The sequence below is a fragment of the Streptomyces odonnellii genome (genome assembly GCF_000981895.1).
GTDB lineage: Bacteria > Actinomycetota > Actinomycetes > Streptomycetales > Streptomycetaceae > Streptomyces > Streptomyces odonnellii.
Genome location: NZ_LATD01000372.1, coordinates 1 through 12914, shown reverse-complemented (window position 1 = coordinate 12914; position 12914 = coordinate 1). Strand labels below are relative to the sequence as shown.

Below are 12914 nucleotides of genomic sequence, written 5' to 3'. Positions count from 1 at the left end.
CTCCGTAAGTTGTTAGGCGGCCCGGGAGGGCCGGGTGTGGCTTATGGGTTCTTGCCTTCAGTGGCTTCGAAGGAGTGGCCGCCCGGTTCTCCGGGGCGCCCTGGCTGCTGATTGAGATGTGCGCGCTTCGTGCGGTCGCTGATTACGGAGATGACAGCGGGGTGTTCCTCGGGCCGATGGCACACTGTTGGAACTGGGGAGGGGCGAGTGAGCGAGCGACGGGCCCGGGTCTGGGCCGGCATCGACGCAGGCAAGGGCCACCACTGGGCGGTGGCGGTCGATGAGACCGGCGCAACCTTGTGGTCGAAGAAGATCGACAATGACGAGTCGGCGATCCTGGCCGCGCTCGGCGAGATCCTGGAGCTGGCCGGGGAGGTCCACTGGGCAGTGGACATCTCCGGCACATCCTCCGCCCTGTTGCTGGCTCTGCTCGCCGCCCGCGGCCAGCAGGCCGTCTACGTTCCCGGCCGCACGGTCAACCGCATGTCGGGCGCCTACCGGGGCGAGGCGAAGACCGACGCCCGTGACGCCTATGTCATCGCCGAAACCGCCCGCCAGCGCCGGGACTTCGCCGTCATCGACGTGCCTGCCCAGCTGGCCGCGGACCTCGCCCTGCTGACCGCCCACCGATCCGACCTGGTCGCCGGCCGGGTCCGGCTGGTCAATCGGCTTCGCGACGTGCTGACCGGCATCTTCCCCGCGCTGGAGCGGGCTTTCGATTACAGCAGCCACAAGGGTGCGCTGGTGTTGCTGACCGGCTACCAGACCCCGGCTGTCCTTCGCCGTCGCGGCCGGGCCCGGCTCACGGCCTGGCTGGCCAACCGCGGTGTCCGCGGCGCCGACGCGGTTGCGGCGACTGCGCTGGAAGCCGCGCAGGCCCAGCACACCGCACTGCCCGGAGAAGACGTCGCCGCCCAGATCGTCGCCGACCTGGCCGCGCAGGTCCTGGCCCTGGACGACCGGCTCAAACGGATCGACAAGCAGATCCGCGACACGTTCCGCAGTCACCCGCAGGCGGAGATCATCGAATCCCTGCCCGGCATGGGCCCGGTACTCGGGGCCGAGTTCGTCGTGTCCGCCGGCGACTTGTCGGCCTACGTCGATGCCGGTCACCTCGCGTCGGCCGCCGGGCTGGTGCCCGTCCCGCGTGACTCCGGACGCCGCACCGGCAACCTGCACCGGCCCAAGCGCTACAGCCGCCGCCTGCGACGGGTGTTCTACATGTCCGCGCAGACCAGCATCATCCGCGAAGGACCGAACCGGGACTTCTACCTCAAGAAGCGGGCAGAGGGCTGCAAACACGTCCAGGCCGTCATTGCCCTGGCCCGCCGACGAGCGAGTGTGTTGTGGGCTCTGCTGCGTGACGGACGGGTGTTCACCTCCGCTCCGCCGGTCACGCAGGCGGCTTGACTTCGTCATTGAGACTCCTTCTCGTGCCTCTCACTGCTAGACCGTTACCGCTGGATGGGCTCAACCGGTAACGGTCGTGGTGACTGCATGCTCCCGCACAGGAGGTAACGTCGCAACCATGAATGACAGGCCGTCCGCACCTGGAGGCCTCGCGCTGATCGAGGCCCTGGTGAACACGCTGGACATCGAGACGGGCGCCGACTCCCTCGACACGCCGGACGGCCGCGCCGCCTTCGGCCTCACCGAGCGGGACGCCGTCGCGGCCCGTGAACTCCGGGAGGCCCTGCGTACGGTCTGTCTCGCCCACGCGGGCCACCACCCGCCGGACCGCTCGACCGCCGACCTGGACCGCCTCCTGGCCGACGCCCCGCTCCGGGTCGCCGTCGACCCCGAAGGCGGCGCCGTACTCCGCCCGGCCGGGGCCCGCGACACCCTGGTGTCCCGGGTCGCGGAGGCGATAGCAGCGGCGGTCGCGGAGGGTACGTGGCTCCGCCTCAAGGCGTGCGAGGCCGAGGACTGCCAGTGGGCGTACTACGACCGCAGTCCGGCGGGACGTGGCCGCTGGTGCTCGATGTCGGTATGCGGCGCCCGAGCAAAGATGCGCGCGTACCGCGCGAGGAGGGGCCCAGCCGTATAAGGACGCCCGGACACACCCCGGCCGCCCGGGGGTACGGACATGTCCCGGCCCCGCACGGCCGCCCGGGGGTACGGGCATGACCCGGGCTGCTGGCGGCCCGCCCTGGGGTGCGGACATGTCCGGGCTGCTGTCGTCGGCCCGGCGAGTGAGCCGAAGGGGCGCGGTCGGTGCCGAAAGGGAGAGCGCGCGCAGGCCCCGAGGTACGAGGGGGCGAGCACGGTCGACCGTCGACAGGGGCTTGAGGCGCCCGGAGGCGAACCGAGCCCTCAAAAAATCACGCCCGGGGGCGGCCCATCGCGCGGTACGTCCAGCCCGCCGCGCGCCAGCGGGCCGGGTCCAGGGCGTTGCGCCCGTCCAGTACCAGGCGGCGTGCCGTCACCTCGCCCAGCGCCGCCGGGTCCAGCTCGCGGAACTCGCGCCATTCGGTCAGGTGCAGCACTACATCCGCGCCGCGCACCGCCTCCACCGCCGAGTCCGCGTACCCCAGCGTCGGGAAGAGCCGCTTCGCGTTCTCCATGCCCTTGGGGTCGTACACGGTCACCTGGCCGCCCTGGAGGTGGATCTGCCCGGCCACATTGAGCGCGGGCGAGTCCCGTACGTCGTCCGAGTCCGGCTTGAACGTCGCGCCCAGCACCGCGACCCGCTTGCCGAGGAAGGACGAGTCGCCGCCCACCGCCTCGCGCGCCAGCTCCACCATGTCGCGGCGGCGACGCATGTTGATCGAGTCGACCTCGCGCAGGAAGGTCAGCGCCTGGTCCGCACCCAGCTCGCCGGCCCGCGCCATGAACGCCCGGATGTCCTTCGGCAGGCAGCCGCCGCCGAAGCCGATCCCCGCGCGCAGGAACTTGTCGCCGATGCGCTCGTCGTACCCGAGCGCCTCCGCCAGCTTCGCCACATCGCCGCCCGCCGCCTCGCACACTTCCGCCATCGCGTTGATGAACGAGATCTTCGTGGCCAGGAACGAGTTCGCGGAGGTCTTCACCAGCTCGGCGGTCGGGAAGTCCGTCACCACGAACGGCGAGCCCTCCCCGACCGGTGTCGCGTACACCTCGCGCAGTATCCGTTCGGCGCGCTCGCTGCGTACGCCCACCACGATCCGGTCCGGGTGCAGGGTGTCCGCCACGGCGAAGCCCTCGCGCAGGAACTCCGGGTTCCACGCCAGCTCCACCTGACCGCCCGCAGGTGCCAGTTCGGCGATACGGGCCGCCAGCCGCTCCGCGCTGCCCACGGGCACCGTGGACTTGCCGACGACCAGCGCGGGCCGGCCGAGATGCTTGGCGAGACTGTCGACGGCGGAGTCGACGTACGACATGTCGCAGGCGTACTCGCCCTGCTTCTGCGGGGTGTTCACGCAGATGAAGTGCACATCGCCGAACTCCGCGACCTCCGCCCAGTCCCGGGTGAACCGGAGCCGCCCGCTCGACCCCTCGATCCCCGCGACGTGCTTGCGCAGCAGCTCCTCCAGCCCAGGCTCGTACATCGGCACCCGGCCCGCCGAGAGCATCTCGATCTTCTCCGGCACCACGTCGAGACCGAGGACCTCGAAGCCCAGCTCCGCCATGGCCGCGGCGTGGGTGGCGCCGAGATAACCGGTGCCGATCACTGTGATCTTGAGGGCCATGGGGTGCTCCTGGGGGACGTGGGCGGCGAGTGCGGGCCCGAGCATAGCCGCGCGTAGTGACAGCTCAGCAGGGCACTCGGACCCCATGGTCGAGCGATGTCGGCAAACTCACCTGTACCCGTGGAGGCCACGCCCCTAAGATTGGGTTACTTAACGGTAGTTAGCATCGTGGGGAGTGGAAGACCGTGGCCGGACCGGCTGATTTCGACCTTTACCGCACGTCCGAAGAGCACGACATGCTCCGTGAGGCCGTGCGCGCGCTCGCCGAGGCGAAGATCGCGCCCCACGCCGCCGCGGTCGACGAGGAGGCCCGCTTCCCGCAGGAGGCCCTCGACGCACTGGTCGGCTCCGACCTGCACGCCATCCATGTGCCGGAGGAGTACGGCGGGGCCGGCGCCGATGCCCTCGCCACCGTGATCGTGATCGAGGAGGTCGCGCGGGCCTGCGCCTCTTCCTCCCTGATCCCGGCCGTGAACAAGCTCGGCTCGCTGCCCGTGATCCTCTCCGGCAGCGAGGACCTCAAGAAGAGGTATCTGGGGCCGCTGGCCAAGGGCGACGCGATGTTCTCGTACTGCCTCTCCGAGCCGGACGCGGGCTCCGACGCCGCCGGGATGAAGACGAGGGCGGTCCGGGACGGCGACCACTACGTCCTCAACGGCGTGAAGCGCTGGATCACCAACGCCGGTGTCTCCGAGTACTACACGGTGATGGCCGTCACGGACCCGGAGAAGCGCTCCAAGGGCATCAGCGCGTTCGTGGTCGAGAAGGGGGACGAGGGCGTCTCCTTCGGCGCCCCGGAGAAGAAGCTCGGCATCAAGGGCTCCCCGACCCGCGAGGTCTACCTCGACAACGTCCGTATCCCGGCCGACCGCCTGATAGGCGCCGAGGGCACCGGCTTCGCCACGGCCATGAAGACCCTCGACCACACCCGCATCACCATCGCCGCCCAGGCCCTGGGCATCGCGCAGGGCGCGCTCGACTACGCCAAGGGGTACGTCCAGGAGCGCAAGCAGTTCGGCAAGCCGATCGCCGACTTCCAGGGCGTCCAGTTCATGCTCGCCGACATGGCGATGAAGCTGGAAGCGGCCCGCCAGCTCACCTACGCCGCCGCGGCCCGCTCGGAGCGCACCACCGAGGGCGCCACCAAGGAAGACCTGACCTTCTTCGGCGCCGCCGCCAAGTGCTTCGCCTCCGACGCGGCCATGGAGATCACCACGGACGCGGTCCAGCTCCTGGGCGGCTACGGCTACACCCGCGACTACCCGGTCGAACGCATGATGCGCGACGCCAAGATCACCCAGATCTACGAGGGCACGAACCAGATCCAGCGCATCGTCATGGCGAGGAACCTGCCGTAGCAGTTTTTCGCAGGTCAGGGGATAGGGCAGACCAGTTCAGGCTTCGAGTGATTCGGGGAGCACGTCACCAGCGCCAGGGACAGATACGAGGGGCGTTCGAGGTAGAAGCCGAGCGATACATCAGTGCCCCCGTCCAGCCGCTCAGCAGCGGAGTTCACCAGTAGCGCCAGGTAGGCCGTGTCCCGGTCCGTCTCGGATGCGAACCGGTGCGTGTACTCGGCCAGTCGTTCCCTCAGCCACGCCTCCGCTTCCTTCGCCTCGCCCCACGTGCCGCGAATCAAAGAGCGCGGCTTGACGAGCCAGTACGCCGTCTCCAGAGGTGGCAGATCAGATGTGGGGAACTCGGCGGCCACCTCGCGGTAGCGCTGGATCAGTTCCGGCTTGCTTCCTGCCGGGGGCGGCTCGGGATACGGGGGCCGTCGCAGGGCTTCCTGGTCGAAGCGGACTTTCGGCCCGGTCCACAGATAACCGTGGTGGTGCACCAGTCGTTCCTGTTCGGTGTCGACGGTCACAGGATCAACCGGTCCCGGCCCTGTGGAGTGGGGACCGGGACCGGATGGAGAGGGTGGAGGGTCAGACGTTCAGGCCGAACCGCTCCGGGGCGATACCGGCCGCGTCCAACTCCTCCGTGGTGAACCGCAGCGGCTCCGCCTCCGGCCGCTTGCTGTCACCCACGGCCCAGACGTTGTCACCGATCCGAGCCAGGGTCACGCACCCTTCGGTGCAGGGGCCTCCGCACGCCTTGGAGAATTCCGCTTCCCCAAGAGGGAGGTGGTACAGGTCGGTTCCGTTCTGCATCGGTACGCCTTCCTGATCGTCTGACGGCCGCGGGTACGGCCGTCCCCCGCCCTCGGTTTCTTCCATCGGACGGCATAGAAGAATTCTCGGCCTGTCCGGTTGAGGCCTCCAGCATTATTCGCGTTGTCGGGTAGACGATCACGATCGGCAGGCGACAGCCCATTCCCCGAGTAGGTCTCTGACCTCGGTACCAAACAGTGCGTGACGCTCGTACAGGTCGAACACTTCAAGGTGCTCCGCGATATCCCTGGCGTCCTGGAAAACAATGCGCCCCGTGAAGGTCTCAACGGTTACCAGTCGCTGGTCGTACAGCGTGAAAGTGTTCATCGGGCCTCGCCCTACAGCCACACCTAACGGGATTACGCCGATACGTATGTTGGGAAGGTGGGATATTGAGATCAGGTGGTCGATCTGCACGGCCATCGCCGCACGAGGAACCACTGCCCACCTGACGGCTTGCTCTGTCAACAGGAACGTAAACCGCTTCGTGCCGTCGTACAGAACAGATTGCCGTTCCAGCTTCTTTGTGACCGTCTTGGAGATGTCCACCGGCGAGTGGCCAAGACTGGCCCTGATGTACTCGGGTATGGCCAGAAGGCCCGTCACCATCGCAGGCAGGAAGTAGCGAAGAGTCGTTGCTTCCGCTTCGAGGCCCGCCAACTCTGCCTGGCGCTTCTCCAGTCCCCTCCGCCACGACGCCCGCTTTCCCTGCCATTCAGTGTTGGCCAGCCGTGCGAGGGCGGCCACTTCCGCGACCAGTTCTGGAGGAGCGTCGAGGGATCTGAGAATCAGCTCGACATCGACCAGACCCGGGGTAATCCGGCCCGTCTCAATGTTACTGAGTTTTGTTTGGGACATGTTGCAGCGCTGAGCGAGCCAGATCTGCGTACGGCTGGCTCGCCTGCGCATGGTGCGGAGTGTTTCCGCCAGGTCAGCCTTCGACTGCCCTAGCTGCCCAGGGTCAAACGTCAAGGCCCTTCACGTACTCCTCGAAAGGCACGGAGCGCTCCAGGGCGATTCGCTTCCACTCCTGGTAGGGTGCCGGATCGCCCTCGTATGCCGCGCGGTTGATCTGCGCACCGTCCGCGCGGAAGTTGAGATGAGCGATGCGGGTTTCGTCGAACATCCACCAGTCACAGCCAGAAAGTGGCAAGCCATAGCCTTCCCGCGTTACGTCCAAGACGCGGATATCCTCACCGGCCGCAATGTTGCCGGGGATGCCCCACGCGAATTGATACCGCTGGTAGCCGGTCAACGGCCGGCGCACGACGCGTACACGGCCGATGCTCCTGCCTGACTCGATGTACCCGCGCACCCGTTCATGCCAGCGGGCGTTGTGGTCGGCGGGTTTGGCCTCACCTCGCAGGAAGCGGGCAACGTTCTCTTGCTCCCTGGGCATGGCGTAGGTGGGCTGCGCCTCAAACCGCCACGCTTCCCGCTCGAAGGAGTCGAAGAACCTACGCCAGACCTCACCATCCAAGAGCACGGACAGCCTCCTTCAGAACGTTCTCGGGGATCTCCACCAAACCCTCGCCCTCAGGCGTGGCGAAGGCATCGGACACCTCTCCCTGGACAACGAATGAACCGCTTTTGGTCCGGTAGACGTTGGGGCAATCGTCGTCGTCACAGTTGGGTCCGCCGACATTGCCAGTAAGGCGGGTCAGTACCTCACGCGCCATCGTGCCCCTCCTCCGGCGCAAGGGTCGTTCCCTGCCGCCATGAGGACGCTAGGACAGCCGGTGGCGGCCGGTCCATGGCACATCGCCAATATTTGCGTTGTCGGGTAGACGATCACGGGATGTTGGAGGAGGCACTCCATCGAAGGAGTCTCCTTGCAGGTCAGGGGCTTGAGTGCCGTAAAGCACGCGGATCTGCGAAGGCAGGAACCAGATCCAGCGCATAGTGATGGCGAGGAACCTGCCGTAAGGCGGGCGGGGTTCAGCCCCCGAGGGTTTCGCCGCGTACAGCGTGCCCACCGTTGTGGCCCCAGTCCCCGCAGACGCGGGAGCACTCCTCGACGGACGCGCCCGCTGGCTACGATGCGGCCATGATCCGCGCTGTGGTCCTCGACATCGGTGAAACCCTCGTACGTGACGACCGCTACTGGGCCTCCTGGGCCGACTGGCTCGGCATGCCCCGCCACACCATCTCGGCCCTCGTCGGCGCCGTCGTCGCGCAGAGCAGAGACAACTCCGACGCCCTGCGCCTCGTCCGGCCGGACATCGATGTCGACATGGAGTACGCGGCGCGTGAGGCCGCCGGTCGCGGTGAGCGTCTCGACGGTCCAACCTCTATCCCGATGTACGGCCGACCCTGGCCGGTCTCCAGGCACTCGGCATCCGGGTCGTCCTGGCGGGCAACCAGACCGTCAAGTCCGGCGATCTGCTGCGCCGGCTGGATCTGCCGGTCGATCTGGTGGCCACCTCGGCCGAGTGGGGGGTGGCCAAGCCCGATCCGGAGTTCTTCGAGCATGTGATCGAGGTGGGGCGGGCGGAGGCCGGCCGGACGGTGTACGTCGGCGACCACCCGGCGAATGACGTGTTCCCCGCCCGGCGCGCGGGCCTGCGCACGGCGCATCTGCGGCGCGGGCCGTGGGGTTATCTGTGGGCGGACGACCCGGAGGTGGTGGAGGCGGCGGACTGGCGCATCGACAGCCTCACGCAGCTTGCTTCGATAGTGGCGTCCGGCGGCCCTGGAGCTGAGCTGGACGTACCGTGCGCCGCTCATCGTTCGAGGCGATAGAAGACCTTCTCGTCCCGTGGCTCGGCACCGAGCGCCCGCGTGAAACGGCAGCCCCGTGTCCTCGTGCCCAGGCTGGATCCCGCCCGGTGCGGCGAGCGCTTCGCGGGCCGCTGCACATTTGGGCTGTGTGGACACATGAAAATGGCCCTGCCCCATACCCTGGCAGTGACGAGCTGTTCAGAGAGGGGCAAGGCCGTGCTGTCTGACGCTACCCCGGACCCGTACAACAACCCGATTGCTTTCGGGCAACGGCTGAAGATCCTCCGTACCCGCCGAGGCATGACCCGCGCCCAACTCGGTGGGCTCGTGGGCGACAAGTCCGCTTCCTGGGTCCGCGCGATGGAAGAAGGCCGGCTCCAGACACCGAAGCTGGTGACCTTCCTGCGCCTGGCGGAGATCCTGCGGGTCCGGGACCTCTCCGAACTCACAGGGGACCTCTCCGTGCCCATCGCTCTGTTCACCGGCCCCGGCCACCCACGGCTCGCCGCCGTCAAAGCGGCCGTTGACGCTTTCCCTCTCACAACACGGCGCCAAGCGCCGCCGATCAGCCATATTCAGGTACGGCTCGCACGCGCCTGGGAGTCACGGCACTCGGCGCCGAACCATCGTGAAGCCGTCGGAACCCTCCTGCCGGATCTCATCCGGGACGCCCAACTGGCTGTACGGCAGGCCGACAGCGCGGCCGAACGCCGAACCGCGCAAGGCGCGTTGTCCGAGGTGTACAGCCTGAGTCAGTTCTTCGTGGCCTACCAGCCGGACGCACCGCTGCTGTGGCGTGTCGCCGAGCGCGGCATGGTCGCGGCCCAGGAGTCCGAGGACCCCCATGCGATCGGTGTTGCCGCGTGGCTCACCGCCCAGGCGCACCGGGACTCAGGACCGGGCCATTACGACGCTGCGGACTCGGTCACCAAGGAGGCGCTGGAGTTCCTCACACCCTTGCTGCCGGACGCTTCGGACGACGTCCTGGCCATCACCGGCGCCTTGACCTTCGAGGCCGGGTACACGGCCGCACGGCGCCGCGAGACGGGTACGGCATGGCGCTACTGGGACCAGGCCCGTGCCATGGCCGACCGGCTCCCTCGCGAGTACTTCCATCCCGTCACGAGCTTCTCTCAGGCCATCATGGGCGCGCACGCCGTCACCGTGGCCGTGGAACTGCACTCCGGCGGCGAGTCGGTCCGTCAGGCCACACAGTCTGACGCCGCCACGATCCGGTCCCGGCCGCGCCGCGCCCGCCATCGGATCGAAGAGGCGCGTGGCTACCACCTGGACGGGCAGCCGGACGTGTCGCTGGACATGCTGGCACGCGCGCACGAAGCCGCCCCCGAAACGATCAAGTACAACGGGTACGCCAAGGCCATCGTCCTTGAGCAGACCGAATCAAAGCTGCCCGCACGGCGTCGGCGCGCCTCTGAACTCGCCGTCAAGCTGGGTCTGCTGTCCGCCTGAGCAAGGGCGCACAATCTGTGCGCCTGCTCGGTACCGTCTGCTCCTACCGTCGTCGTCAGAGCTGAAGGGCCGCTGACGAAGGGGTAGTTGTGCTTGCCGCAACAAAGACAGCTATCGCCGGGTGGCTGCTGTCGTTCAGCAGCGCACACGAGACCCCCGCGCGGCCTGGTCGGGCGGAAGGCCCACTCTCTTTCGCAACGACCGCGCCCACAAGGCCGTACGGATGCTTGCCACGGTCCAGGGGTGCGGTGGCCGACTGGGAAGCCCGAGGACGGACCGTACGGCACCCTCGCCCGCCCGGCGCCCACCCCAGTCTCGCGTACGGGGCGGTGCCCGCCACACATGCCCGGGGCGTTGTCGCCTTACGCCCTCTTCCTTATGACACCCCGGCAGCCGCACGAACGGCTCCGGGGCATGGCCAACGCTGACAGGAGCGTCGACATGACCGAACATACAGTCCGCGGAACAGATCCCGAGAAGCATCCGCGCGACACATCCCCGTCGCGAGGCTTGACCGAGCGGCTGGACCCGGCCACCAGCGTTGTTGTGCTGCGGTGGAGCCCGGATCCGCGATGCGTCGCGTACGCACGGTTGGCGTTGCGGAAGGCGCTGGCGGACTGGGGGCTGTCGGTACTGGAGGACTCGGCCGTCCTGATCCTCTCGGAGCTTCTCGGCAATGCCGGGCTGCATGCCAGGGTGACACCGGAGCAGGTCATCGAGACGCGGTACTTCCGCAGTGTGGGTGGGTTACGGATCGAGGTGCACGATGGTTCGCCGGAGCGGCCGGAGCCGCGTACCCCGGACCTGGAGGCGTCGGACGGCCGGGGACTGCTCCTGGTCGACGCACTGGCGGACGAGTGGGGAGTGGCCGAGCGGAACGGGCCAGGGAAGGCGGTATGGGCGACTTTGTCGGTGCCGCTGGTACGGCCCGTTGAGCGGGAATGCTCGTGACTGCGCCGGTGGGTGGGCCTCTGGTTGTGCCGTACATCGCGTGCTGGTCCTCGGAGCACCGGCCCTCGGGCGTGCTGGTCGTGCGGGGCAGCGGTATCGCGTACGCCGATGAGGGGCCGTACGAGCGTGACGACCTCGGCGTGCTCTGGAAACGGGTGGGCATCAGCCCCGGGAAGGGGCGGCCCGAGTTCGGGAACGTGCACTTCCTGGGGCAGCGGCTGGCGATGCGCAAACTGCTGTGCCAGATTTGCGGCGGCCCGTCCGACCGTACCGAGGGCGGCACGTTGTGGGTGGTCGGCGAGGATGCCGACTATCCGGAGTTGAGCAAGCCCGGGTACGTCACCACGCATCCGCCGCTGTGTGTGCCCTGCGCGGTCGCCTCGGTGGGGGGCGTGTCCGCACTTACGCAAGCGCTGTGTCGCCTTGCGGGTGCGGACGTTTGTGGTGGCGGGGGTGCATGGTGTCGTGTATCAGCCGGCCGGGGTGTTCCCGGTGATGTGCGACGCGGGCGGGGTCGCGTTCGAGAGCCGGCGGCTCCCCTGGGTGCTCGCGGGGCAACTGATCATGGAGTTCCAGGAGTTCACCATCGTGGATCTGGCAGCGGAACACGCCGCCTACCTGAAGCGAGCCTAGGCGCGCAACCACTCCCAACCCGGGTTCGGTGGCGGGCCGGGCGGAGGGTGCGTATGGCCAGCCACAGGCCCAGGGGCAGCAGCAGAAGCGCCACGAACAGCCGGAAGATCCCCGGGCCCGGCACCGCGTACACGCGGATGACCGCGCCGATCACCAGCTGCACCGGCAGCAGAAAGACCGCCCCGGACACTCCGACCGGGGCGGTCACCATCGCTGTCGGCAGGCTCGCGGTGAGTCCGGGCGGCCCTGTCGGCCAGGCCGCTCGGCCCTTCGTGCGCGCGGTGCCGTGCGTCGGAACTCAGTCGCCCGAGACCGTGACCTTCTCGTCGTTGTTGAGCTGGTTCACCAGCTCCTTGACCTTGGCCTTGTCCCAGACGAGATTGCCGCCGACGCTGCCCGAGATCGGCATGTTCATGGACTTGCCCTCGCCGCCCGTGACGCCCTTCATCGCGAAGAACATCTGGCCCAGCGACCACAGGGACATGTCCTTGTCCACGATCAGCGTGTCCAGGCCCGCGCCCATGGTCGGGTAGAGCTTGAACGGGTTGAGGATCGTGCCCGGGGTGGCGGTCTGCGAGGCCAGCGCGGCGAGGAACTTCTGCTGGTTCTTCGTACGGTCCAGATCGCTGTTGGCGAAGGCGTACCGGGTCCGTACGAAGGCGAGGGACTGCTCGCCGTTCAGGGTCTGCTTGCCCGCCTGGAAGTCGGCGCCGGACTTCTTGTCCTTGAACGCCTTCGGGATGTCGATCTCCACCCCGCCGATCGCGTCCACGATGTTGGCGAAGCCCGCGAAGCCGATCTCGACATAGTGGTCGATGTGCAGCCCGGTGTTGAACTCGACGGTACGGACGAGCAGTTCGGGCCCGTCCTCCGCGTACGCCGCGTTGAGCTTGGTCTGCCGGCCGGTGTTCGGGAAGAGCTTGCCGGACTCGGAACCGCGGAACGAGGGGATCGTCACATTCGAGTCGCGCGGCAGCGAGATCAGCGTCGGCCCGTTCGACCCGTCGTGCAGGATCATCATCGAGTCGGTGCGCTTGCCCTCGGCGGAGCCCGTGTGCAGCTTCTTCTTGTCCTCGGCGGTCATGCCCTCACGGCTGTCCGAGCCGACGATCAGATAGTTGGTGCCGTCGCCCTCCGCCGGGCGCTCGATGACCTTCGAGAGATCGACCTCGCGCTTGAGCTTGCCGTCGGCCCAGAAGTACGTACCGATGGTGACGCCGAGGAACACGACGACCAGCACCAGCGCGCCGACCTTGATCCGGCGGCGCCAGTCCGGCGCGTACTGCGGTCCGGGCGGGCCGCTCGGCGGGGGCGG

The 12914-nt window shown here is 68.1% G+C and carries 13 protein-coding genes and 2 pseudogenes; 7 read left to right on the top strand and 8 right to left on the bottom strand.

Features of this window, described 5'->3' with window-relative positions; genetic code table 11:
• The first annotated feature begins 207 nt into the window (after positions 1-207).
• Both WH07_RS30060 and WH07_RS30055 read left to right on the top strand, forming a co-directional pair.
• Entirely contained in the window at positions 208-1410 is a 1203-nt protein-coding gene (locus tag WH07_RS30060; RefSeq protein ID WP_046506852.1) for an IS110 family RNA-guided transposase, read from the top strand.
• 118 nt (positions 1411-1528) lie between these two features.
• Positions 1529-2047: a CGNR zinc finger domain-containing protein gene (locus WH07_RS30055; protein ID WP_046506850.1), complete on the top strand. Its 519-nt coding sequence runs from the start codon at positions 1529-1531 to the stop codon at positions 2045-2047.
• A 274-nt stretch (positions 2048-2321) separates the two neighbouring features.
• Here the strand turns inward: WH07_RS30055 and WH07_RS30050 are convergent, their stop codons facing one another.
• Positions 2322-3668 (bottom strand): UDP-glucose dehydrogenase family protein, encoded by a 1347-nt coding sequence (locus tag WH07_RS30050; RefSeq protein ID WP_046506848.1) that lies wholly within the window; start codon positions 3666-3668, stop codon positions 2322-2324.
• A gap of 185 nt (positions 3669-3853) precedes the next feature.
• On the opposite strand from WH07_RS30050, the gene WH07_RS30045 reads away from it, so the two are divergent.
• Positions 3854-5026, top strand: a complete 1173-nt coding sequence (locus WH07_RS30045) for an acyl-CoA dehydrogenase (protein ID WP_046506845.1) — start codon at positions 3854-3856, stop codon at positions 5024-5026.
• Positions 5027-5040: 14 nt separating this feature from the next.
• On the opposite strand, the gene WH07_RS30040 is transcribed toward WH07_RS30045, so the two are convergent.
• The 5 genes from WH07_RS30040 to WH07_RS38240 form a co-directional block, all read right to left on the bottom strand.
• Positions 5041-5508 (bottom strand): hypothetical protein, encoded by a 468-nt coding sequence (locus tag WH07_RS30040; RefSeq protein WP_046506858.1) that lies wholly within the window; start codon positions 5506-5508, stop codon positions 5041-5043.
• A gap of 91 nt (positions 5509-5599) precedes the next feature.
• A complete protein-coding gene (locus WH07_RS30035; protein WP_046506842.1) occupies positions 5600-5824 on the bottom strand; it encodes a DUF397 domain-containing protein in 225 nt (74 codons plus the stop codon).
• A gap of 138 nt (positions 5825-5962) precedes the next feature.
• Positions 5963-6796 (bottom strand): helix-turn-helix domain-containing protein, encoded by an 834-nt coding sequence (locus WH07_RS30030; RefSeq protein WP_046506840.1) that lies wholly within the window; start codon positions 6794-6796, stop codon positions 5963-5965.
• Positions 6786-7310, bottom strand: a complete 525-nt coding sequence (locus WH07_RS30025; protein WP_046506838.1) for a DUF6879 family protein — start codon at positions 7308-7310, stop codon at positions 6786-6788. The genes WH07_RS30030 and WH07_RS30025 overlap by 11 nt, the downstream gene beginning before the upstream one ends.
• On the bottom strand, positions 7294-7503 hold the full coding sequence (locus tag WH07_RS38240) for a hypothetical protein (RefSeq protein WP_079023676.1): 210 nt from the start codon (positions 7501-7503) through the stop codon (positions 7294-7296). The genes WH07_RS30025 and WH07_RS38240 overlap by 17 nt, the downstream gene beginning before the upstream one ends.
• A 368-nt stretch (positions 7504-7871) precedes the next feature.
• Between WH07_RS38240 and WH07_RS30020 the strand changes: the two are divergent.
• From WH07_RS30020 to WH07_RS41450, 4 genes and pseudogenes are all read left to right on the top strand, one after another.
• Positions 7872-8566: pseudogene (locus WH07_RS30020) on the top strand (HAD family hydrolase).
• A gap of 195 nt (positions 8567-8761) precedes the next feature.
• Complete coding sequence (locus tag WH07_RS30015; protein WP_232789115.1) at positions 8762-10015, top strand: helix-turn-helix domain-containing protein; 1254 nt, start codon at positions 8762-8764, stop codon at positions 10013-10015.
• A 441-nt stretch (positions 10016-10456) separates the two neighbouring features.
• Entirely contained in the window at positions 10457-10966 is a 510-nt protein-coding gene (locus WH07_RS30010; RefSeq protein WP_232789114.1) for an ATP-binding protein, read from the top strand.
• A 453-nt stretch (positions 10967-11419) separates the two neighbouring features.
• Entirely contained in the window at positions 11420-11599 is a 180-nt protein-coding gene (locus WH07_RS41450) for a hypothetical protein (protein WP_232789113.1), read from the top strand.
• A 31-nt stretch (positions 11600-11630) separates the two neighbouring features.
• Here WH07_RS41450 and WH07_RS41445 read toward each other — a convergent pair.
• Together WH07_RS41445 and WH07_RS30000 are read right to left on the bottom strand one after the other, a co-directional pair.
• Positions 11631-11810 (bottom strand): annotated as a pseudogene (locus WH07_RS41445) (sulfite exporter TauE/SafE family protein); the annotation flags it as partial.
• A gap of 87 nt (positions 11811-11897) precedes the next feature.
• On the bottom strand, positions 11898-12914 hold a 1017-nt coding region (locus tag WH07_RS30000; protein ID WP_046506831.1), incomplete at its 5' end, for an LCP family protein.

What these genes read in the sequence shown, in the direction of transcription:
- WH07_RS30055 (WP_046506850.1), top strand. Translation starts at nt 1,529, where the DNA reads ATGAATGACAGGCCGTCCGCACCTGGAGGCCTCGCGCTGATCGAGGCC.
- WH07_RS30050 (WP_046506848.1), bottom strand. Translation starts at nt 3,668, where the DNA reads ATGGCCCTCAAGATCACAGTGATCGGCACCGGTTATCTCGGCGCCACC.
- WH07_RS30035 (WP_046506842.1), bottom strand. Translation starts at nt 5,824, where the DNA reads ATGCAGAACGGAACCGACCTGTACCACCTCCCTCTTGGGGAAGCGGAA.
- WH07_RS38240 (WP_079023676.1), bottom strand. Translation starts at nt 7,503, where the DNA reads ATGGCGCGTGAGGTACTGACCCGCCTTACTGGCAATGTCGGCGGACCC.
- WH07_RS30010 (WP_232789114.1), top strand. Translation starts at nt 10,457, where the DNA reads ATGACCGAACATACAGTCCGCGGAACAGATCCCGAGAAGCATCCGCGC.